At 71.9% G+C, this 19,663-nt stretch carries 21 protein-coding genes; 11 read left to right on the top strand and 10 right to left on the bottom strand.

Features of this window, described 5'->3' with window-relative positions:
* Nucleotides 1-2: 2 nt before the first annotated feature.
* Together pqqB and pqqA are read right to left on the bottom strand one after the other, a co-directional pair.
* Entirely contained in the window at nucleotides 3-917 is a 915-nt protein-coding gene (gene pqqB, locus ACQ860_RS19150; RefSeq protein WP_431304932.1) for a pyrroloquinoline quinone biosynthesis protein PqqB, read from the bottom strand.
* Between the two features lie 37 nt (nucleotides 918-954).
* Nucleotides 955-1,107 carry a pyrroloquinoline quinone precursor peptide PqqA gene (gene pqqA, locus ACQ860_RS19145; protein WP_431304931.1) on the bottom strand — a complete coding sequence of 51 codons (153 nt, stop codon included), beginning with the start codon at nucleotides 1,105-1,107 and terminating at the stop codon, nucleotides 955-957.
* Between the two features lie 83 nt (nucleotides 1,108-1,190).
* Between pqqA and ACQ860_RS19140 the strand changes: the two genes are divergently transcribed.
* The 9 genes from ACQ860_RS19140 to ACQ860_RS19100 all read left to right on the top strand — a co-directional run bounded on the left by ACQ860_RS19140 (nucleotide 1,191) and on the right by ACQ860_RS19100 (nucleotide 8,114).
* Complete coding sequence (locus ACQ860_RS19140) at nucleotides 1,191-2,222, top strand: aspartate-semialdehyde dehydrogenase (RefSeq protein WP_431304930.1); 1,032 nt, start codon at nucleotides 1,191-1,193, stop codon at nucleotides 2,220-2,222.
* Between the two features lie 183 nt (nucleotides 2,223-2,405).
* A complete protein-coding gene (locus tag ACQ860_RS19135) occupies nucleotides 2,406-2,552 on the top strand; it encodes a hypothetical protein (RefSeq protein WP_431304929.1) in 147 nt (48 codons plus the stop codon).
* Nucleotides 2,553-2,656: 104 nt separating this feature from the next.
* Complete coding sequence (locus ACQ860_RS19130) at nucleotides 2,657-4,015, top strand: hypothetical protein (RefSeq protein ID WP_431304928.1); 1,359 nt, start codon at nucleotides 2,657-2,659, stop codon at nucleotides 4,013-4,015.
* Entirely contained in the window at nucleotides 4,012-4,608 is a 597-nt protein-coding gene (locus ACQ860_RS19125) for a hypothetical protein (protein WP_431304927.1), read from the top strand. Before ACQ860_RS19130 ends, ACQ860_RS19125 begins: the two co-directional genes overlap by 4 nt.
* Nucleotides 4,605-5,501, top strand: coding sequence for a peptidoglycan-binding protein (locus tag ACQ860_RS19120; protein ID WP_431304926.1), 897 nt, complete (start codon nucleotides 4,605-4,607; stop codon nucleotides 5,499-5,501). The genes ACQ860_RS19125 and ACQ860_RS19120 overlap by 4 nt, the downstream gene beginning before the upstream one ends.
* Nucleotides 5,498-6,091, top strand: coding sequence for a DUF1194 domain-containing protein (locus ACQ860_RS19115; protein ID WP_431304925.1), 594 nt, complete (start codon nucleotides 5,498-5,500; stop codon nucleotides 6,089-6,091). The genes ACQ860_RS19120 and ACQ860_RS19115 overlap by 4 nt, the downstream gene beginning before the upstream one ends.
* A 27-nt stretch (nucleotides 6,092-6,118) precedes the next feature.
* Nucleotides 6,119-6,571, top strand: coding sequence for a GNAT family N-acetyltransferase (locus ACQ860_RS19110; RefSeq protein ID WP_431304924.1), 453 nt, complete (start codon nucleotides 6,119-6,121; stop codon nucleotides 6,569-6,571).
* Nucleotides 6,571-7,182, top strand: a complete 612-nt coding sequence (locus tag ACQ860_RS19105) for a bifunctional 4-hydroxy-2-oxoglutarate aldolase/2-dehydro-3-deoxy-phosphogluconate aldolase (RefSeq protein WP_431304923.1) — start codon at nucleotides 6,571-6,573, stop codon at nucleotides 7,180-7,182. The genes ACQ860_RS19110 and ACQ860_RS19105 overlap by 1 nt, the downstream gene beginning before the upstream one ends.
* A complete protein-coding gene (locus tag ACQ860_RS19100; RefSeq protein WP_431304922.1) occupies nucleotides 7,179-8,114 on the top strand; it encodes a sugar kinase in 936 nt (311 codons plus the stop codon). The genes ACQ860_RS19105 and ACQ860_RS19100 overlap by 4 nt, the downstream gene beginning before the upstream one ends.
* Here ACQ860_RS19100 and ACQ860_RS19095 read toward each other — a convergent pair.
* The 7 genes from ACQ860_RS19095 to ACQ860_RS19065 are packed head-to-tail and all read right to left on the bottom strand — an operon-like array spanning nucleotide 8,095 to nucleotide 15,495.
* On the bottom strand, nucleotides 8,095-8,616 hold the full coding sequence (locus ACQ860_RS19095; protein WP_431304921.1) for an NADH-quinone oxidoreductase subunit B family protein: 522 nt from the start codon (nucleotides 8,614-8,616) through the stop codon (nucleotides 8,095-8,097). The genes ACQ860_RS19100 and ACQ860_RS19095 overlap by 20 nt on opposite strands.
* The gene (locus tag ACQ860_RS19090) at nucleotides 8,616-8,993 is read right to left on the bottom strand and encodes a glyoxalase superfamily protein (RefSeq protein ID WP_431304920.1); all 378 of its coding nucleotides are present in this window, start codon (nucleotides 8,991-8,993) and stop codon (nucleotides 8,616-8,618) included. Before ACQ860_RS19090 ends, ACQ860_RS19095 begins: the two co-directional genes overlap by 1 nt.
* Entirely contained in the window at nucleotides 8,990-10,474 is a 1,485-nt protein-coding gene (locus tag ACQ860_RS19085) for an NADH-quinone oxidoreductase subunit C (RefSeq protein WP_431304919.1), read from the bottom strand. The genes ACQ860_RS19090 and ACQ860_RS19085 overlap by 4 nt, the downstream gene beginning before the upstream one ends.
* Nucleotides 10,471-11,886, bottom strand: a complete 1,416-nt coding sequence (locus ACQ860_RS19080; protein ID WP_431304918.1) for a proton-conducting transporter membrane subunit — start codon at nucleotides 11,884-11,886, stop codon at nucleotides 10,471-10,473. The genes ACQ860_RS19085 and ACQ860_RS19080 overlap by 4 nt, the downstream gene beginning before the upstream one ends.
* Nucleotides 11,883-12,551 carry a hydrogenase-4 component E gene (locus ACQ860_RS19075; RefSeq protein WP_431304917.1) on the bottom strand — a complete coding sequence of 223 codons (669 nt, stop codon included), beginning with the start codon at nucleotides 12,549-12,551 and terminating at the stop codon, nucleotides 11,883-11,885. The genes ACQ860_RS19080 and ACQ860_RS19075 overlap by 4 nt, the downstream gene beginning before the upstream one ends.
* Nucleotides 12,551-13,510, bottom strand: coding sequence for a respiratory chain complex I subunit 1 family protein (locus tag ACQ860_RS19070; RefSeq protein WP_431304916.1), 960 nt, complete (start codon nucleotides 13,508-13,510; stop codon nucleotides 12,551-12,553). Before ACQ860_RS19070 ends, ACQ860_RS19075 begins: the two co-directional genes overlap by 1 nt.
* Nucleotides 13,510-15,495, bottom strand: coding sequence for a proton-conducting transporter membrane subunit (locus ACQ860_RS19065; RefSeq protein WP_431304915.1), 1,986 nt, complete (start codon nucleotides 15,493-15,495; stop codon nucleotides 13,510-13,512). The genes ACQ860_RS19070 and ACQ860_RS19065 overlap by 1 nt, the downstream gene beginning before the upstream one ends.
* Nucleotides 15,496-15,670: 175 nt before the next feature.
* Here ACQ860_RS19065 and ACQ860_RS19060 point away from each other — a divergent pair, with 175 nt between their 5' ends.
* Together ACQ860_RS19060 and ACQ860_RS19055 are read left to right on the top strand one after the other, a co-directional pair.
* On the top strand, nucleotides 15,671-16,219 hold the full coding sequence (locus ACQ860_RS19060) for a TRAP transporter small permease subunit (RefSeq protein WP_431304914.1): 549 nt from the start codon (nucleotides 15,671-15,673) through the stop codon (nucleotides 16,217-16,219).
* On the top strand, nucleotides 16,219-17,628 hold the full coding sequence (locus ACQ860_RS19055; RefSeq protein WP_431304913.1) for a TRAP transporter large permease: 1,410 nt from the start codon (nucleotides 16,219-16,221) through the stop codon (nucleotides 17,626-17,628). Before ACQ860_RS19060 ends, ACQ860_RS19055 begins: the two co-directional genes overlap by 1 nt.
* Nucleotides 17,629-17,647: 19 nt before the next feature.
* Here ACQ860_RS19055 and ACQ860_RS19050 read toward each other — a convergent pair whose 3' ends face one another.
* Nucleotides 17,648-19,660, bottom strand: a complete 2,013-nt coding sequence (locus ACQ860_RS19050; protein WP_431304912.1) for a glycosyltransferase — start codon at nucleotides 19,658-19,660, stop codon at nucleotides 17,648-17,650.
* Between the last annotated feature and the right edge of the window lie 3 nt (nucleotides 19,661-19,663).

Below are 19,663 nucleotides of genomic sequence, written 5' to 3'. Positions count from 1 at the left end.
GCTCACAGCGAAATCTCCATCCCGTCCTCCGCGACCTCCCAGCCGGCGGCGGCGAGTTGCGCGCGCTCCGGGCTGTCGTCCAGCAAGGCGGGGTTGGTATTGTTGATATGGATGAAGACGCGTCGCGCGACACCCAGCGCCGCGAATTCCTGCACCGTGTCGCGCATGGACATGTGACCCATGCGCCGCCCGGTCTTCGGCCCGGCGCCGGCCAGGATCATCTCGTCATCGGTGAAGAGCGTGCCGTCGAACATGACGCAGGCGGCACCCATGAGGCGCGCCCGCAGCGCATCCGTCATCATCGCGCAGCCCGGGATGTAGTGCAGCGCGGCCTCACCCGCCGAAATGGCAAGGCCCAGCGCCTCCCCATCCTCGGCGAGGCCCGGATCACCCGCGCCCTCGGCGAAGAGCGGCACCTTGCCGGGCACCGGATAGGCCTCGATGGTGAACCCCAGGGGCGCGCCCGCGCCATCGCATGGCGCGAAGCGCGTGCCGAGCGGCATCGCCTCGCGCGTCACGAAGTCCGGATTGAGCGCGCGGAAGATGGGATTGGCGTCCAGCACGGCGAGGCTCTGCGGCGCGCCATAAAGCCGGAAGGCCTGGCGCTCCCGCAGGTTCAGCAGCCCCGCGATGGTGTCCACCTCTGCCCCGGTCAGCGCGACTGCCGCGATGGGCGAGTTGCGCAAGGGTTCGGTTCGGGGATGCAGGGCGGGTGTGGCGGCGATCTGCGCCCGAAGATCGGGCGAGGCATTCACCAGCAGCCAACGTTCGCCATCGGCGCTGACGGCCAGCGAGGCCTGGCTGCGCGGCTTGGCGCGTGGGTCACCGGCCCGCGCGCGCTGGCAACCAGGGCCGGCGGAATTCCATTGCGGAAAGCCGCCACCGGCCCCCGCGCCCAAAACGATGACGCGCAGCATGGGAAAGGCCTGGGCTGAACCAGCCCAGGCGAATGCTTCAGCCGATCTCGGCGCAGGCGTAGCTGTTGATTTCGAGCGCGAGCGAGACGACGGTCACGCGAGGGGTCTTCCAGGCCATTTGGATCTTCCTTCCCGAATTGGACCGGCCCAGCGCCGGCTCCCGTAACATGGCGGCGGAACGAGCATCCATCAAGCGGGGGTTTCTCCGTGCTTTGCTGGACGCGGCCCCCCCCAGCGCCTACATCCCCAGGCCAGAGTGGAGAGAGCATTCCCATGGCCTATAAAATCGCCGTCGTGGGCGCCACCGGCGCCGTCGGGCGCGAAATCCTGAAGATCCTGGCCGAACGGAACTTCCCGGTCAGCGAGGCCTTCGCGCTCGCCTCCCCCCGCTCGGCCGGGCAAAGCGTCAGCTTCGGGGAGAACCAGGTGCTGAAGGTCAGGAACCTCGAGACCTTCGATTTCTCAGGCCTGGACCTCGCCCTCTTCAGCCCGGGTGCGGCGGTGTCGGCCATCCACGCCCCCCGCGCCGCGGCCCAGGGCTGCATCGTCATCGACAACACCAGCCAGTTCCGCATGGACCATGACGTGCCGCTGGTGGTGCCGGAGGTGAACCCCCAGGCGCTGGCCCGCTTCAGGAAGCGCCGCATCATCGCCAACCCCAATTGCAGCACCATCCAGATGGTGGTCGCGCTCAAGCCGCTGCACGAGATCGCCCGCATCAGGCGCGTCGTCGTCTCCACCTACCAATCCGTCTCGGGCGCGGGGAAGGAGGGCATGGATGAGCTGTTCAACCAGACCAAGGGCAGCTTCGTGAACGACCTGCCGACGGTGGAGCAGTTCACCAAGCCCATCGCCTTCAACGCCATCCCCCACATCGACAAGTTCATGGAGGATGGCGCCACGAAGGAGGAGTGGAAGATGTCGGTCGAGACGCGGAAGATCCTCGACCCGGACATCCAGGTCATCGCCACCTGCGTGCGCGTGCCCGTCTTCATCGGCCATGCCGAGGCGGTGCATGTGGAGTTCGAGAGCCCGATCACCGTCGCCGAGGCCCGCGCCGCGCTCAACAAGGCGCCGGGCGTGCAGCTTTTCGACAAGCGCGAGGACGCGGGCTACATCACGCCCATCGACGCCGCCGGCGAGGACGAGGTCTTCATCTCCCGCCTCCGGCGCGACCCCACCGTGCCGCATGGCCTGGCCTTCTGGTGCGTGGCCGACAATCTCCGCAAGGGCGCGGCGCTCAACGCCGTGCAGATCGCGGAGGAACTGCACCGCCAGGGCCTGCTGGTGCGTCAGGCGGCCTGACCGGGAGGGTGAAGCTGCGCGGAACCCCTTGACTGCTGGTCGCTGCCGGCCTGCTGCTCGCGCCCGGCGCGGCCAAGGCGGCGCCAGAGGCCTGCCCGCCCGGCGAGGCCGCGCGTCACCGAATAGCCGCTGCCACGCCCGGGAAGCCTCCGCGCCGAGGCCGATCTGCGGGAGGGGCCGGCCATGGATCGCCCCATCCTCGCGCGGACCGGGGAGGAAGCGACGGTCACCCTGCTCGGCGAATTCGGCCCGTGGCGGCTGGTCCGCACGGGCGCGGGCCAGAAAGACTGGACGCACAGCGCCATGCTGCGGGTGCGCCAACCCGGCTGATTTTCCTGCGATTTTGACAGGGTATTAGGACCATGGTCCTTTTTTGCTTGCAAATAAGAACAAAATAAGAACATATGAGGGACCATGCTCGGAGGTCCCCCGCCTTGCCCAGCTTCCTCATCCCCCCCATCGCCATCCTCCTCAGCGGCCTCGCGGCCGTCGCCGTGCTGTTCGCGGCGCGGATGGCGGGCATCACACCGCTCGCCGCCGCGCCCGCCAGCCTGGCCGCCCTGCTCGTTTTCCTGGTCGGCCTCGGCTTCGCCGGCTTCCTGTGGTGGCTGGCGTCGCGCTGCTTCACCCTGCTGCGCGATCCCGCCACCACGCCCGAGCAGCTCTCCGCCCTGCGCGACCTGCCACTGGCCCTCCCCGAGGGCACGGTGCGCGCGCTGCTGGCCCTCATCGTCGGCGTCATCGGCCTGCCGCTGCTGCTCTTCAGCCAGAGCCTCGCGCTCAATGACGCCATCGCCGGCTATGTGAACGGCATCATCGCCGGCGTCTTCGGCTATTATTTCGGCGCGCGCTCCACCGGCCCCGAGGCCCAGGCCGCCCGCCGGCTGGGCGAGGCGCTGGAGGGCCAGACCCGCGCCAACCAGGCGCTGCGCGAAAGCGAGGCCGCCGCGCGCGAGGCCGCCGCCCAGGCCGCGCAGCCCGCGCTCGCCAGTGATGCCATCGCGCGTCTGGAAGCCCAGCTCAACATCGCCCGCGTCCTGGTCCAGCGCCTCGGTCCCGCGCTGCCCGCCGGCCTCATTCCGCCGCAGGCGGGAGGGCTGATCGCCCAGGCCGAGCAGGCGCTGGCCGCCGCCCGGACCCTGCCCGATCTCGGCGCCCTCCAGGCCGCGACCGCGGCACTGACCGGCCGCGACGGCCCGCTGCCCGCCCTGCTGCGCGCCGCCGCCCCCCTGCTGCCCGCCGCCGTCGGTGGGCCGCTCGCCGGGGTCGCGCTCCTGCTCGGCCTCGGCTGGAACCTGGGTGCGGCCGCCTGGCGCCGCTTCCGCGCCCGCCTGCTCGACGCACCGCATGACCCGGCGCTCTTCGACCCCGGCGCCATCACCCCCGCCTCGGCGGAGCTGCGCCTGGCCGAGGCGCCGATCTTCGCGCGCATCTTCACGCCGCGCCTGGCCGAGCCCGGCTTCCTCGCCACCCTGCTCGACACCTGCCTGCGGCCCGATGCGCCTGCCCTGCTCTGGGCTCGCTTCCCCGGCTTCACCAGCCCGGCCGAGGCGGAGGCCGGCCTCGCGGAATTCCGCCAGGCCCTGCTGGAGGATCGCGTCCAGGCCGATCTCCCGCCCGAACTCATCGGCCGAATCGCCGCCGGTCTCGGCCAGCCCGTCACCACGCCCATCCTGCCGCAGGACGGGCCGGAGGAGGCCAAGGCGGCGCTGCAAGCCCTCACCCTCCTGCTGGCCGAGCTGCGCGAGGCCCGCACCGACCCCGTCCCCCTGCTGCGGGAGGTCGCGCCATGAGGCTCGCCCTGCTGCTCCTGCTGGCCGGCTGCACGCCGGTCGCTTCCCTGCTCGACCCGCCTTTGGCGCAGCTCGCCCGCTGGGAACAGGCCACGCCCGCCGAGATCGCCGCCGAGCCCGTGGCCTGCCCGCCCGGCCACCCGGCCTGCGCGCGGCTCCATGCCCGGCGCGCCGAGGCCTGCCTGGGCCTCGCCATGGCCAGCCGCGCGCCCGGCGCGGCCTGCCCCGGAACCGCCGGGCCTCTGCCCTGCGCGGCGGAGTCCTACGCCGCCGCCCGCGCGCTGACCCCGAGCCCCGCACTCGCCGCGGGCGAGGCGCAGGCCCGCCTTTGCCTGGCCGAATTCCTCGCCCCCGCCGAGGCCGCGGCCGAGGTCGCGCGCGCCGCGCCGGCCATCGCGGCCAGCCCCGCCTCCCGCGCCACGCTGCTCGGCGCCCGGGCCGCGCTCATCGCCGCGCGCCCCGGCGCCGGCAGCGACGCCCAGCGCTGCGCCGCCACCCGCGCCGGTCTCGCCGTCGCACCGCCCGCCTCGCGCGAGGCGCGGGACCTCGCCCTGCGCCTCACGACCCTCCCCGCCTGCGGAGCCACGCCATGATCCTCGCCCGCCCCCTCGCCTTCCGCCTGCCGCTCGCGACCGGCCCCGAGATCCGCGCCGCGCAGCTCGCCCTCATTCGCCAGGGCGCGCTGCGCGGCGAGGCGGATGGCGTCTTCGGCCCCGTGACGCGCGACGCCGTGCTCGCCTTCCAGCGGCGCGAGGGCCTGGCCGCCGATGGGATCATCGGCCCCGAGACCTGGGCGCGCCTCACCGCGCAACCCGCCCTGGGCCGCCCGCGCCCCTGGGCCGAGGCGCTGCGCCCCTACCTGCCACCGCTGCGCGAATGGCACGGCCACCGCGGCACGCGCCGCTGGCGGCTCACGCCGCAGGGCATCGCCATCGAGGGCGAGCCCATGCCCGGCAACACGCCCGCCCGCCTCGCCGCCACCTGCTGGGCGCGGCACCAGGCGCCGCTCGAGGCCGCCGCCCGCCGCTTCGCCGTGCCGGTGGAACTCCTGCTCGCCACCACCTGCACCGAAAGCGGCGGCCGGGCCGAGGCGGTGCGCGAGGAACCGGGCTTCACCTCCGACGCCGCGACCCCCCACCGCGTCTCGCCCGGCCTGATGCAGACGCTGATCTCCTCCGCGCGCGAGGCGCTGGGCGACCCCCGGCTGGACCGTGCGGCGCTGCTCGATCCCGGCGTCTCGGCCGCCGCGGGGGCGGCCTTCATCGCCCGCCAGGCGCGCATCACGGGCTTCGACCCGCCACTCGTCGCCATCGCCTACAATGCCGGCAGCCTGCGCCCCGCCTCCAACCCTTGGGGCCTGGTGCAGACCCAGCGCGGCCAGGGCCATTTCCACGCCGACAGCTTCTGCGCCTTCTTCAACGACGCGCTGGCCGTCATCCCTGCCCCCGCCGCGGACGTGCCGAATTTCCGGGCGCTGCTGTCATGAGCGCCTGCGCCCTGGCGCTGGTGCTCCTGCTGGACGCCAGCGCCTCCATCTTCCCCGCCGAATGGCAGCTCCAGGCGGAAGGCCACGCGGCCGCCTTCGAGGATGCCGCCGTGCAGCGCGCCATCACGCGCGGCCCCGGGGTTGCCGTCATCGCCCTCTCCTTCAGCGACGAGGCGCGGGAGATGGTGCCCTGGCGCATCCTGCGCGGCGCGGCGGATGCGGAAGCCTTCGCCACGGCCCTGCGCGAGGCCCCGCGCGGCGCGGTGGCCGGCACCGATATCGGCGGCGCGATCTTCGCCGCGCTCGACGCCCTCGCCAGCGCCCCCTGCGCACCGGAGGAGGAGGTGATCGACCTCGTCACCGATGGCGAATCCGCCGAGGCCCGCACCCACCAGGCTCGCGCCTATGCCGAGGCGCAGGGCGTGCGCGTGAATGCGCTCGGCGCGGGCACGGAGGATGCCGGCGACTGGCTGCGCGAACACGCCATCACGCCGGGCGGCTTCGCCATGGCGGCGCCCGATTGGGCGAGTTTCGCCGCCGCCATCCGGCGCAAGGTGACGCTGGAACTGGCGCAGGCGGGGCTTCGATGATCCAATGCGGGCTGCAAGGAGACCCGCATGCTGACCATCCGTCCCATCCGGCGCGAGGACCACGCCGCCTGGCTGCCGCTCTGGGCGGGCTACAACGCCTTCTACGAGCGCGTGGGCCCGACGGCGCTCGACCCAGCCATCACGGCGATGACCTGGGCGCGGTTCTTCGACCCCTATGAGCCGGTGTTCGCGCTCGTCGCCGAGCGCGAGGGCCGCATGCTGGGCCTGACGCATTTCGTCTATCACCGGACGACGACGGCCATCGCGCCCAATTGCTACCTGCATGATCTGTTCACCGTGCCGGAAGCGCGCGGCCAGGGCATCGGCCGCGCCCTGATCGAGGCGGTCTGCGCGCGGGCGAAGGAGGATGGCGCGGCGCGCGTCTATTGGCAGACGCAGACGACGAACACGGCCGGCCGCCTGCTCTACGACAAGGTGGCGAAGCATCTGGGCTTCATCGTCTACACGCGGTTTCTCTGATGCATCCCGTCGTCACGCAGCTCCGCGCCGCGCGAATCATCCCGGTGATCCGCACCAGCACGGCCGCCCTGGCCGCCACCGCGGTGGACTGGCTGCGCGAGGTGGGCATCACCACCATCGAGATCACGCTGACCACGCCCGATGCGGTGGCGCTGATCCGCGACCTCGCGGCCGATCCCGCGCTGTTGGTGGGTGCGGGCACCGTGCCCGATGCGGCCGCGGCGCAAGCCTGCCTGGAGGCGGGTGCCAAATTCCTCGTGACCCCCTGGGTGGACCCGGAGGTCTGCGCCGTCGCGCGCGCGGCGGGGGCGGCCATGCTGCCCGGCGCCTTCACGCCGACCGAGGTGCGCGCGGCCCTCCAGGCCGGCGCCGATGCGGTGAAGATCTTCCCCGCCTCCAGCGGCGACCCCGCGCATCTCAAGGCGCTGCGCTCCGTCTTCCCCGGCGTCTCCTTCTGCCCGACCGGCGGCGTGGATCCGCGCAACACCGCCGAATGGTTCGCCGCCGGCGCGGCCTTTGTCGGCATGGGCGGCAAGCTCGCCGATGAGGCGCTGATCGCGGCCGGCGACAAGGCGGCGCTCCAGGCCGCGGCCCGGGCCGCGCTCGCGTGACGCCCGAGCTTCTCTGCCTCGGCGAACCCATGCTGGAGCTGAACCGCCAGCCGCCCGACGCGGCGGGCCGGTCGCTCTATCTGGAGGGCTTCGGCGGCGACACCTCCAACGCCGCCATCGCCGCCGCACGCCAGGGGGCGAGCGTCGGCTACATCTCGGCGCTGGGCGATGACCCGGCGGGCCGCGCCTTCCGCGCGCTCTGGAGCGAGGAGGGCGTGGACCATCGCTGCGTCCGCACCGACCCGGCCGCGCCCACCGGCCTCTACCTCGTCACGCATGACGCGTCAGGCCACCACTTCGCCTTCTTCCGCAGCGGCTCGGCCGCCAGCCGGATGGGCCCTGACGACGTGCCGGCCGAAGCGATCGCGGGGGCCCGCATCCTGCACCTCTCCGGCATCAGCCAGGCCATCTCCAACACGGCCTGCGACGCCGGCTTCCGCGCCATCGAACTGGCCCGCGCGGCGGGTGTGCGCGTCTCCTACGACACCAATCTGCGCCTGCGCCTCTGGCCCGCCGCGCGCGCCGCCGCCGTGATCCATGCGGCCATCGCCAGCGCCGATATCGCACTGCCCTCGCTGGAAGACGCGACGGCGCTGACCGGCCTGACTGACCCCGACGCGGTCGTGGATTTCTACCTCCGCCTCTGCCCGCTGGTGCTGCTGAAATGCGGCGCGGCCGGCGCGGTGGTGGCGACGCGGGAGGCCCGCCATCGCATCCCGGCGCATCGCGTGGAGAGCGTGGACGCGACCGGCGCGGGCGACACCTTCTGCGGCGCCTTCCTGGCCCGCACGCTCGCCGGCGACGATCCCCTCACCGCGGCGACCTACGCGAACGCCGCAGCCGCCCTGGCCACAACCGGCTATGGCGCCGTGGCGCCCATCCCGAGGCCGGACGCCGTGCGCGCCCTGCTCCTCAGCCATTCGCCTCGATGAGGGCGAGCAGCCCTTCCAGGATCTGCTCCGGCGCGGGCGGGCATCCCGGAATCACAAGGTCCACCGGCAGCGCGGCCTCCACGCCGCCCAGCACGGCATAGCTGCCGCGGAACACGCCGCCATCCGCGGCGCAATCGCCCAGCGCCACCACCCAGCACGGGTCGGGCGTCGCGGCGCGGGCCTTCAGCAACGCCTCGGCCATGTTGCGCGTGAGCGGGCCGGTGACGAGCAGGATGTCGGCATGGCGGGGGCTCGCCACGAAGCGCAGCCCGAAACGCTCCAGGTCATGTGCCACATTCTGCAGCGCATTCACCTCCAGCTCGCAGCCATTGCAGCTGCCCGCATCCACCTGCCGGATGGCGAGCGAACGGCCGAGCCGCGCCTCGGAGACTTCGGCCAGGCGCGCGCGCAATTCCTCCACGACCTCGGGCGGTGTGGGCGCCGGCGCCGCATCGGTGAGCGGGCGGGAGACGAGGTTGCGCAGCAGTCGGGGGATCAGCATCAGGCGCCCTCCATCGCTTCCGTGAAGACCAGGCGATTGCCGAAGGGGTCCGCCACCTCCATGTCGCGCCAGCCCCAGGGCTGCGCGACGAGGCCAGGGCGCGCGTGACGGTAGTGCTTCGCCGTCAGTTCCGCATGCAGGGCATCGAGCCCCGTCATGCGCAGCAGCAGCTTCGTCCCCGGCGTGCCGTCGCCGAAATGCTCGCTCAGGAAGAGCAGCAGCGCGCCGCGCGAGACCTGCGCGAAGACCGGCGCCTCCGGGTCGAAGCGATGTTCCCAGTCCCAGCTCATGCCGAGGAAATCCACGTAGAACTCCCGCGCCTTCGCCAGGTCGAAGATGCGGAGCACGGGGATGGTGGCGTCGAAGCGCGGCGTCACAGATCCACCCCGCTATAGCTGCCATTGATGCTTTTGTTGATCAGCGGAAAGTCGGCCACGATATTGCCGATCACGGCGGCCTCCAGCAGCGGCCAATGCAGCCAGGAGGGGTCGCGCAGCATGCAGGCCTCGATGCCGCCTGCGCCATCGAGGCGCAGCCAGGCCAGGCATTCGCCGCGGAAGCCCTCCACCAGCGCGATGCCCTCGCCGCCGCGCGGCGGGAGTTGCACCGTCAGTTCCCCCTCCGGCAGGCGCGGCAGGATGTCGCGCAGGAAGGCCAGGGATTGCAGCGCCTCGGCGTAGCGCTGCCGCCAGCGCGCATCCACATCGGCGCCCGGTTGCGTGGCCACCGCCCCGGGTGCGAGCTCACCCGTCAGCAGCCGCGCATCGAAGGCGCGGCCCGCGGCGCGCCCCACCACGCCACCCGGCGCGAAACCCGCCACCAGCCAGGGCTCCATGATGCCGGTGCCGAGCACGCGGTCCTGCAGGCTCGCATGGCCTTCGTAGAGCGCGAGGATCGCGGGCAGTTCCGCCTCGATGGCGCCCAGTGCCGCCAGCAGCGCGGCGACTCCCTCCGGTGTCAGATCGTGGGAGATGCCGCCGGGCAGGACGCGGTCCATCATCAGCCGGTGGCCGAAGGCATCGCGCTGCGCCCGCAGCAGCCCCTCGCGCAGCCAGCCGCAGCGCGCATGGATCGCGGCGAAGGCCGCGTCATTCGCGATGAAGCCGAGGTCGTTCAGGTGATTGTGCAGCCGCTCCAGTTCCAGCATGGCGGCACGCAGCACGAGCGCGCGCGGCGGCGCCTCCACCCCCAGCGCCGCCTCGGCCGCGCGGGCGAAGGCCAGCGAATGCGCGACGGTGGTGTCGCCCGAGAGGCGCGCCGCGAAGCGCGCGGCGGCGCGCGGCGGCTTGCCCTGCATGAGCGAGAGCGTGCCCTTGTGCACATAGCCCAGCCGCGCTTCCAGCCGGACGATGATCTCGCCCTGCACATGGAAGCGGAAATGCCCGGGCTCGATCACGCCCGCATGGATGGGGCCGACCGGGATGACGTGAATCCCCTCGCCCGCCACCGGCAGGAACTCCATGGGCAGGGCGTCCGGCGCCTGCGCGGCAGGGCGTGCCGAAAGCGGCGCCAGCAACGGCCAGCGGCCATGATCCAGGAAGGGGCGCTGATCCGTGCCGCCCTCGGCCGCGATGCCCCAGAGGTCCGTCAGCGTCCGCTCGAACAGCGCGGCGGAGGGCCAGAGCGGCGAGAGGGCCGGGATCCGCCCCTCCTCCGAGGGCACGGAGGCGAGCAGCACCTCCAGCCGCGCCTCATCCAGGACGGCCGCATGGGCGAAGCCGGGCTCGCCCCAGAGGCCCAGCAGCGCATAGCCCGGCGCGGGCGCCAGGGCGGACCAGCGCCGCGCATCCAGCAGGTAACGCGGCCAGGGCGTGCAGCCGATCCGCTGACCGGCTTCGATGGTGGCGCGCAGCGTCATGTGAGCGCCCTCGCCGCTTCCAGCAGCATGGCGGAGAGCGGCGCCGGCAGCGCCACACCCAGCACCATCGCCAGCAGCAGATGCCCCCAGACCGGCAACAGGGTGGGCAGCCCCGCCGCCATCGGCGCCGGCTGCGGGGTGGGCAGGCCAAAGCAGAGGCGCTGCATCGCATGCAGCAGCGCCGTGCCCGCCACCAGCAGGCCCAGGATCAGCAGGGGCAGCAGCCAGGGCGCCTCACGCCCCATGGCGGTGGCCAGCAGCAATTCGGAGGCAAACAGGCTGAAGGGCGGCAGCCCCGCCAGCGCCGCCATGGCCAGCGCCAGGCCCCAGCCCAGCGGCGGATGCGAGGTGGCCAGCCCGCCGATCGCCGCCATGTGCTGCGCGCCCTTGATCCTGACCGCGCGGCCGATGGCGAAGAAGGCCGCCGACTTCACCAGCGAATGGCCCCAGAGATGCAGCAGCCCCGCCATGTGCCCGGCCACACCGCCCACCCCGAAGGCGATGGCGGTGATGCCCATATGCTCGATGCTGCTCCAGCCAAACAGCCGCTTCGCATCGCGCCGCCGCCAGAGCGAGAAGCCCGCCAGCAGCAGCGTGACCAAGCCCATCACGATGAGAAAAGGCCCGGGCGGAATGGCGTCGGGATGCGCCGCCACGATGGTCTTGCCGCGCAGGATGCCGAGCATGGCCGCATTCAGCAGCAGGCCCGAGAGCACGGCGGCGATCGGCGTCGGCCCCTCGGCATGCGCGTCGGGCAGCCAGGAATGCAGCGGCGCGAGGCCCGCCTTGGTGCCGAAGCCCACCAGCAGGAAGATGAAGGCGAGGTTCAGCAACCCCGCATCGGCCCGCGGCGCCAGCGCCCGCAGCGCGCTGTAGGAGAGCTGCCCCTCCGCATGCCCCGTCACCGGCTGCGCCGCCAGCGCCAGCACGATCAGCCCGAACAACGCCAGCGCGATGCCCACACCGCAGAGGATGAAAAACTTCCACGCGGCCTCGATCGCGGCCGGCGTGCGGTGCAGCGCCACCATCAGCACGCAGGCCAGGGTGCCCGCCTCGATCGCCACCCACATCACGCCGAGGTTGTCGGCCAGAAGGGCGAGGAGATGCGCCGCCATGAAGCCCTGGAAGGCGGCGTGATAGGCGCGGTTCTGCCCCGTATCGAAGCCCTCGCCCGCGATGTCCTGCGCCGAGAAGACGGCCGTGCCGAAGCCCACGATGGCGGCGATCAGCACGAAGGGCGTGTTCAGCGCATCGGCGCGCAGCCAGCCCGTGCCCGTGGGCTCGCCCAGCAGCAGCAGCGCCAGCAGCAGGGTGACGCCGGACGCCAGGATGTTCAGCCGCGCCGCCTGCGCCGGCAGCGCGGCGCACAGGCCGGCGGCCAAGGCCGGGACCAGGATGAGCCAGAGCGTCATGCGCCCTCGCCCCGATGCGGGTCGAGCACGGAAGTGTCCAGGCTGTCGAAGCGCTCATGCAGCACGCGCGCGAAGACGCCGGCGATGACGGCGATGACCAGCACGAGGCCGGCGGTGGAAAGCTCCACCACCAGCGGCATGCCGGCCACGCCCACGGCCGCCAGCACCAGCCCGTTCTCCAGCGTCATCAACCCCGCGATCTGTGCCAGCGCCGTGCGCCGCGTGACCATCATCAGCAGCCCCAGCAGCACGACGGAGAGCGCGATGGCCAGGTCCTCGCGCGCCAAGGCCCGCGCCCCCGCCGTGACCGGCAGGACGACCAGGATGCTGAGCCCCACCAGCAGGAAGCCCGCGATCATGCTGGTGCCGATGCCCGAGGCGGGCTCCGCCCGCCGCGCCGGCGGCAATTGCAGCACGAGGCGCCGCAGGTAGATCGGAATGAGCACGCCCTTGGCGGCCAGCGCGATAGCGGCGGTCAGGTAGAGCTGCGGCGCGCCCTGCACATGCCCCTGCCAGGCCGCCGCGAGCGCCAGCACCAGGCCCTGCAGCGCCAGCGCATTCACCAGCGCGAAGATCCGCCGCTGATAGAGCAGCACGAAGGAGATGAGCAGCATCGCGCCGCCCAGCACATGCGCCACGTCGTAGGAGGTATCGCCGAAGCCCATCAGGCCAAACCCGTCGAGACGAAGATCAGCGCCGCCGCCAGCAGGGCGAGCATCAGCGCCCCGCCCAGGAATTCCGGCACACGGAACACGCGCATCTTGGCGATGGCGCTCTCGAACACCGCCAGCGCCAGCGCCAGCAAGCCGATCTTCGCCACCCACAGCAGCAGCCCCATGCCCCAGGCGAAGGGCCCGCTGCCGGGCGCGGCCGTGCCATAGGGAACGAACAGCGTGGCCAGCAGCCCGAGCCAGACCAGCAGCTTCAGCGCCGCCTGCATCTCCCAGAGTGCCAGATGCCGGCCGGACGCCTCCAGCAGCATCGCCTCATGCACCATCGTCAGTTCCAGGTGCGTCGCCGGGTTGTCCACCGGCACCCGCGCATTCTCGGCCAAAGCCACCGCGGCCAGCGCCACGGCGGCGAAGAGCAGCGAGACGCGCAGGCCCAACTGCCCGTCCGCGAGGCCGAAGCCGATGGCGTTCAGGTTGGTGCTGCTGATCAGCACCGCGAAGACCATGACGCAGACCATCAGCGCCGGTTCGGCGAAGACGGCGAAGGTCATCTCCCGCGCCGCGCCCAGGCCTCCGAAGGGCGTGCCCGCGTCATGCCCGTTGAGGGCGAGGGCCACGCGGGCGAGGGCCAGCAGGCCGCCGATCAGCAGCAGGTCCGCCATGGGCGCCAGCGTCATGCCGAAGGCGAAGCTCGGCACCAGCGCCGCCGCCAGCACCGTCGCGCCCAGCGCCACATAGGGTGCGACGCGTGAAACGAGGCTCGCTCCATCCGCCAGCACCGGTCGCTTGCGGAGCAGCTTCAGGAGGTCGCGCCAGGGCTGCATCGGATGCGGCCCGCGCCGGCCCAGCAGGCGCGATTTCAGCCAGCGCACCACCCCCACCAGCAGGGGGGCGGCCGCCAGCATCAGCGCGATGTGCAGCACTTGCGTGAGGAACCCGCCCAGCGCCGCCATCACCCGTGCTCCAGGATGGCGACCAGCGCCAGCAGCGCGACCAGGGTGCCGAAGGTCAGGCCCAGATAGAAGCGCAGGCTCAGGCCGCGCAGCTTCTCCGCCTCGCGCGAGAGCGCCCGCCGCGCCCGCGCCAGCGGATGGAGCAGCCGCGTGAAGCCGCGATCCCGCCCCTCGACGCGCAGCATGGCCGGGGCGGGCGAGCCGGGCGGCTGGTTCGCCAGCCACTCGCGCGGCGCGATGGCAAGGTCGCCCAGGCTGCGCCGGATCGGCTGGCCCAGGCCCATGGCACTCACCTGGCTCAGCGGGTCACCGAAGGGCATGTGCGGCGGCGGCGGGAGGAAGCCGCAATCCCAGGCGGGCCCGCGCGTGGGCTCCCGCGGCGAGCGCAGGCGCACCGCCAGCACCAGCCCGCCCACCGCCAGCGCGAGCAGCAGTGCCGCCAGGCCGGGCAGGTAGCGCGATCCACCATCGCCCAGGGCGAGTTCCAGCCCGAAGCGCGGCGCCGCCGCCTGGGGGCCCAGCACCTGCCCGATCGGCGCGTCCAGCAGGCCGAGCGCCACCGCGGCCAGCGGGCCGAGCGCCAGCGTCAGCAGGCTCGGCACCACCAGCGCCACGCGCATCAGCCCGCTGGCATCGGGCGCGCCCGCCACGCGCGGCGTGCGCGGCCGGCCGAGGAAGACCAGGCCGAAGAGCCGCACCATCGCCGCCGCCGCCAGCCCCACCGCCATGCCGACCGCGGCCAGCGACACGGCCGCGATGAGCTGCACCGACATGTCGGCGGCGCGGAACCCCTGGATCAGCGCCTGCAGCAGCAGCCATTCGCTGGCAAAGCCCGAGAGCGGCGGCAGGGCGGCGGCGGAGAGCGCGCCCAGCAGGGCGCAGCCCGCCACCCAGGGCATGCGGTGGATCAAGCCGCCCAGCCGGTCCGGATCGCGGCTCCCGGCCAGGCTGTAGACGGCGCCGAGGGCGAGGAAGAGTTGCGTCTTGAAGGCCGCGTGGTTCAGCGCGTGCAGCAGCGCCGCCGCCAGCGCCACGGAGGCGAGCGGCAGAAGGTCCGCCCCGCGATAGGCGAGCGCCAGCCCCAGCCCCGCCACCATCAGCCCCATATTCTCCAGCGTGGAGCAGGCGAGGATGGCCTTGGTGTCGCGCTCCAGATTGGCCCGGAGGGCGCCGATCAACGCGGTGGCCACCCCGAGGCCCACCAGCGGCAGCCCCCACCAGGCGGGCTGCGCCGGGCCCGAAAGGTCGAAGATCAGGCGGATCATCACATAAAGCGCGATCTTCACCATGGCGCCCGACATCAGTGCCGAGACCGGGCTCGCCGCGGCCGGATGGGCGAGCGGCAGCCAGACATGGAAGGGCACGAGCCCCGCCTTGGAGCCGGCGCCGACCAGCACCAGCGCCAGCACGGCCGCAGCCCGCCAGCCCTCCGGCGGGGCCGCGCGCATGGCGCCGAAACCAAGCCCTCCGCCGGCCGCCAGCAGGCCCACGGCGCCGATCAGGCAGAGCCCCGAGAAGGCGGCGAAGGCAAGGTAGAGCCGCGCCGCCCGCCGCCCCGCCCCCGTCGCATGCCGCGCCGCGACCAGGGCCCAGGAGGCGAGCGACATCAGCTCGAAGCCGAGCACCAGGGTGAAGCCATCCGCCGCGATCAGCGTCAGCGCCATGCCGGCCAGGAAAAGCGGGAAGGCGGCGCCCTCGGCCCGTGGCGGCGGCGGCGAGGCGGCGGCGAAGAGGCAGGCCGGCACCGCGGCCACCGCCAGGATCACCAGGAACCAGCCGGCCAGCGCGTCCACCGCCACCTGCGCCGCCCCCCAGGGCGGCCCGAAGGCGAGCGCGGTGGCGGGCAGCCCCACCAGCCCCACCAGGCCGAGCCCCGCGCCGGCCAGCGCGCTGCCCAGGAAGACCCCGCGCGGCGCCCGGCCCGAGGCGCCCAGCGCGGACAGCGCCAGCAAGGCCAGGAAGCAGGCGCCGAGCAGCGTCAGCACGGCCGGCCCCAGGGCACCCGGTTTTCGATTCGCCTTGCCATCCGGCAGAGCTTAACAGTCCGGGCGGGGAGGGCGAGGGGCGAAACGAGCCGGCCTCCAGGCTGGACAAGCCAAAACTTATCTTTAGGGAGCGTCCATCAAGCGTGCGGGGCGCTTTTCCAGCGGGGAGGTCGCGATGGGTGTGCTCCTGGCCTTCAGCCGGGGCGTGGACTGGATGAACGAGAAGTTCGGCCGCCTGGCCGACTGGTGCATCCTCCTCGCCTGCGCCATCAGCGCCGGCAACGCGATGAGCCGCTACGGCTTCAACTTCTCCTCCAACGCCTGGCTCGAGGTGCAATGGTATCTCTTCGCCGCCGTGGTCATGCTGGGCGCCAGCTACACCCTGTTCCGCAACGAGCACGTCCGGGTTGACCTCTTCTACGGCTGGATGAGCGAGCGCAGCCGCCTCTACGTGGACATCTTCGGCATCATCGTCTTCCTCCTGCCGGGGATGATCCTGCTGACCTGGATGACCTGGCCCTTCTTCCTTGACAGCCTGATGCGCCATGAGATCTCGGCGAGCCCGGGCGGCCTGGTCCGCTGGCCGGCCAAGATCCTGCTGCCGCTCGGCTTCTTCCTGCTGGTCCTGCAGGGCCTGTCCGAGCTGATCAAGCGCATCGCGCTGCTGCGCGGCCCGGTGCAGGGCGTGGATGTCGTCACCGAATACCAGCGGCCCGAACAATAATGACCCTCGACCTCATGCCCCCGCTGATGTTCGGCGGGCTCGTCCTCTTCCTGCTGCTGGGCTTCCCGGTGGCCTTCTCGCTCTGCGCGGTGGGGCTGTTCTTCGGCTTCCTCTCGATCGAGCTCGGCTTCTTCACCGCCGCCTATCTGGGCAACCTGCCGTTGCGCGTCTTCGGCATCCTGTCCAACGACCTTCTGCTGGCCATCCCCTTCTTCACGCTGATGGGGGCCATCCTGGAGCGCTGCGGCCTGGCGGAGGACCTGCTGGAGGGGACCGGCCAGCTCTTCGGCAAGATCCCGGGCGGCCTCGCCTATGCCGTCATCATCGTGGGCGCCGTGCTGGGCGCCATCACCGGCACGGTCGCGGCCTCGGTCATCGCCATGGGCATGATCTCGCTGCCGATCATGATCCGCTACGGCTACGACATGCGGATCGCGACCGGCGTGATCGCGGCCTCGGGCACCATCACCCAGCTCATCCCGCCCTCGCTCGTGCTGATCGTGCTGGGCGACCAGCTCGGCAAGAGCGTGGGCGACATGTATGCCGGCGCCATCGGCCCCTCCATCCTGCAGATCCTGCTCTTCATCGCCTTCATCGCGGTGGTGGCGATCGTCGCCCCGCACAAGGTGCCGCCTCTCCCGCCCGAGGCGCTGATGCCGCGCGGCTGGCCGCTTTATCGTCGGGTCCTGAAGGGCATGGTGCCCTCCATCGCGCTGATCTTCCTCGTGCTCGGCACCATCTTCATGGGCCTCGCCACGCCGACGGAAGCCGGCGCCATGGGGGCCGTGGGCGCCGTGGCGCTGGCGATGATGAATGGCCGCTTCACCTGGAAGCTGCTGCGCGAGGCGATGGGCAACACGATGCGGATCACCTCCATGGTGATCTTCATCCTGATCGGCGCCACGGTGTTCAGCCTGGTCTTCCAGGGCGTGGACGGCTCGCACTGGGTCGAGCACCTGCTCAGCCACCTGCCCGGCGGGCAGACGGGCTTCCTGATCTTCGTCAACATCTTCATCTTCTTCCTGGCCTTCTTCCTCGATTTCTTCGAGATCGCCTTCATCGTGGTGCCGCTGCTGGCCCCCGTCGCCGCCAAGCTCGACATCGACCTGATCTGGTTCGGCGTGCTGCTCTGCATCAACCTGCAGACCAGCTTCATGCACCCGCCCTTCGGCTTCGCGCTGTTCTACCTGCGCTCCATCGCGCCCAAGTCGGTGCTGACGAAGGATATCTACCTCGGTGCCATCCCCTGGCTCTGCCTGCAGCTCATCCTGGTCGCCATCGTCATCTTCTGGCCGGAAAGCGTGACCTACTTCATCCATGGCGGCACCGGCGTGGACCCCGCCTCGGTCACGATCGAGGTGCCACCGCTGCCACCCGTGGATGACGACGCGGTGCCCGTCTTCAGGTAGACGGTGTTCAGGTAGCGGGTCAGCTCCGCCAGTCGGGGTTGCGGATACGGCCCCAGAGACCCAAAAGCGCCCGCCGGAAATCGCCCGTGCCGGCGATGTTCTCCGGCGCCTGGGAAAACAGCGCGGCGATCAATCGCCGCCGCTCGCCCTCGTCGAGCTCCCAGCGCAGCCCAAGCATGCCGCCCGCCGTCACCCGCACCACCCGGGCGCGGAGTGGGTCGAGTTCGGGGAAATCGCACCAGATCAACCCGCCCACCGCGGGGGCGGCCAGCCCCTCCGGCAGCGCGATGCGCGCCCCCCCGGCGGAGATGTCGCACAGTGTCGCGCCCTCCCAATGCTTCCCCTGCGGCCCCTCCAGCCAGAGCCGTGTCGGCCAGTGCAGGTCGAAGCGTTCATCCTGCCGCGGGCGCGGCAATTCGCAGCAGACGAGCAGGCAGACGATGGCGAGGATGATGGCGATGGAGGCCCAGACGATGTTCATCACATCCTCCGCCGGCACCTCCACCGGCTGATCCGGCCCCAGGAGCGACCAGGCGATGCCCCCCAGATTGGCGAGGATGATGGCGCCGAAGCCGAAGGCGAAGTTGCGGTTGAAGCGCATCGCGGTGCGGGAACTGCCCTTGGCCGTCACCTTGAAGGGCCGGCCGAAGGGGCGCAGCAGCCCCGAGGCGAGCGCGATGGAGACCGGCAGCGCCGCCACCGCATGCGCCGCCTCGGTGAAGATGGGCAGGGAGCGCCCGCGCGAGATCCAGGCGCTGTGCAGCCAGAAGCAGATCAGCGCGGGCAGGCCGTAGCGCACGAAATCCACATGGTCCGTCTGGAAGGCCGGCACGCCGAAGACCCAGTAGATGGCGGGCCCGATCAGCAGCAGCGGCAGGAAGGGCTTGGAGAGCCAGTGCAGCAGCCCATGCAGGTAATGCAGCCGCTGGTTCAGCGTATAGCCGCGCCCGCGCATCGGCCCGTCCGGCAGCATCGCCACCTGGATGGTGCCCAGGCACCAGCGCGCCCTCTGCGTGCAGTATTCCGCGATATCCTCGGCCGAGAGCCCGATGGAGAGCCGCTCGTTCAGCCAGCGCGTCTCATAGCCGTGCCGCATCAGGCCGTAGGTGAGGTAGATGTCCTCGCTCACCGCGCCTTCCGGGAAGCCGCCCAGCCGGTCCAGCAGGTCCCGACGCACCATGAAGCCCGTGCCCACGCAGAAGGCGCAGCCCCAGGCATCCTTCGCCGGCTGGAACAGGTCGAAGAACATGCGCTGGTCATCCACCCAGGCGCTGGTGACGCCCAGATTGTGCTGGATCGGATCGGGGTTGTAGTAGAACTGGGGGGTCTGGACGACGCCCACGCGCGCATCGCGGAACAGCCCCACCATCCGCCGCAGCATGCGCCGCTGCGGCGCGAAATCGGCGTCCAGCACCAGCAGCAGCGGCGCATTGGTCTCGCCCGCCGTCACCCGCCAGCCATTGTTGAGGTTGCCCGCCTTGGCGGCGCGGTTGTCGGCCCGCGTGATGTAGCGGGCGCCGACCTCGGCGCAGTAGTCGCGCAGCCAGGCCCGACGCGTGTCGTCCAGCACCCAGATGGTCACGCGGTCCTTCGGATAATCGAGCGAGAGCGCGGCGAGGATGGATTTCTCCAGCACCGGCAGCGGCTCGTTATAGGTGCAGATCATGACATCCACGGCGGGCCATTCGCCGCTCGCGGTCAGCGCCGCCTCCGCCGCATCGGCCTCGGCCTTCACCCGCGCTTCGGAATTGCGGAGCGTGATGAGCACCGCCCCCAGCGAATAGAGGATGGACAGCGCCTCGAAGGTGAAGAAGAGCCGCGCCCAGATCGGCTCGAAGGCGAAGTCATAGGCCGGCAGCGTCTGGGTGTAGCGCCAATGCAGGTAGATCAGGATGGGCGGCGTGGTGACAAGCGCCATCAGCCCCCGGTCGAAGGCGCGCCGGGGCGTGAGCAGCAAGGCCAGGAGTGCCACGGCGATGAAGACGCCAAGGCCCGCCCGCAAGGCCTCCAGCAGGTCGGGCGGGCCGGGCATGGC

It is taken from the genome of Sediminicoccus sp. BL-A-41-H5, assembly GCF_050632405.1.
Classification (GTDB): Bacteria; Pseudomonadota; Alphaproteobacteria; order Acetobacterales; family Acetobacteraceae; genus Roseococcus.
The sequence above is the reverse complement of the archived record's forward strand: the minus strand, read 5'-3'. Positions and strand labels throughout refer to the sequence as shown.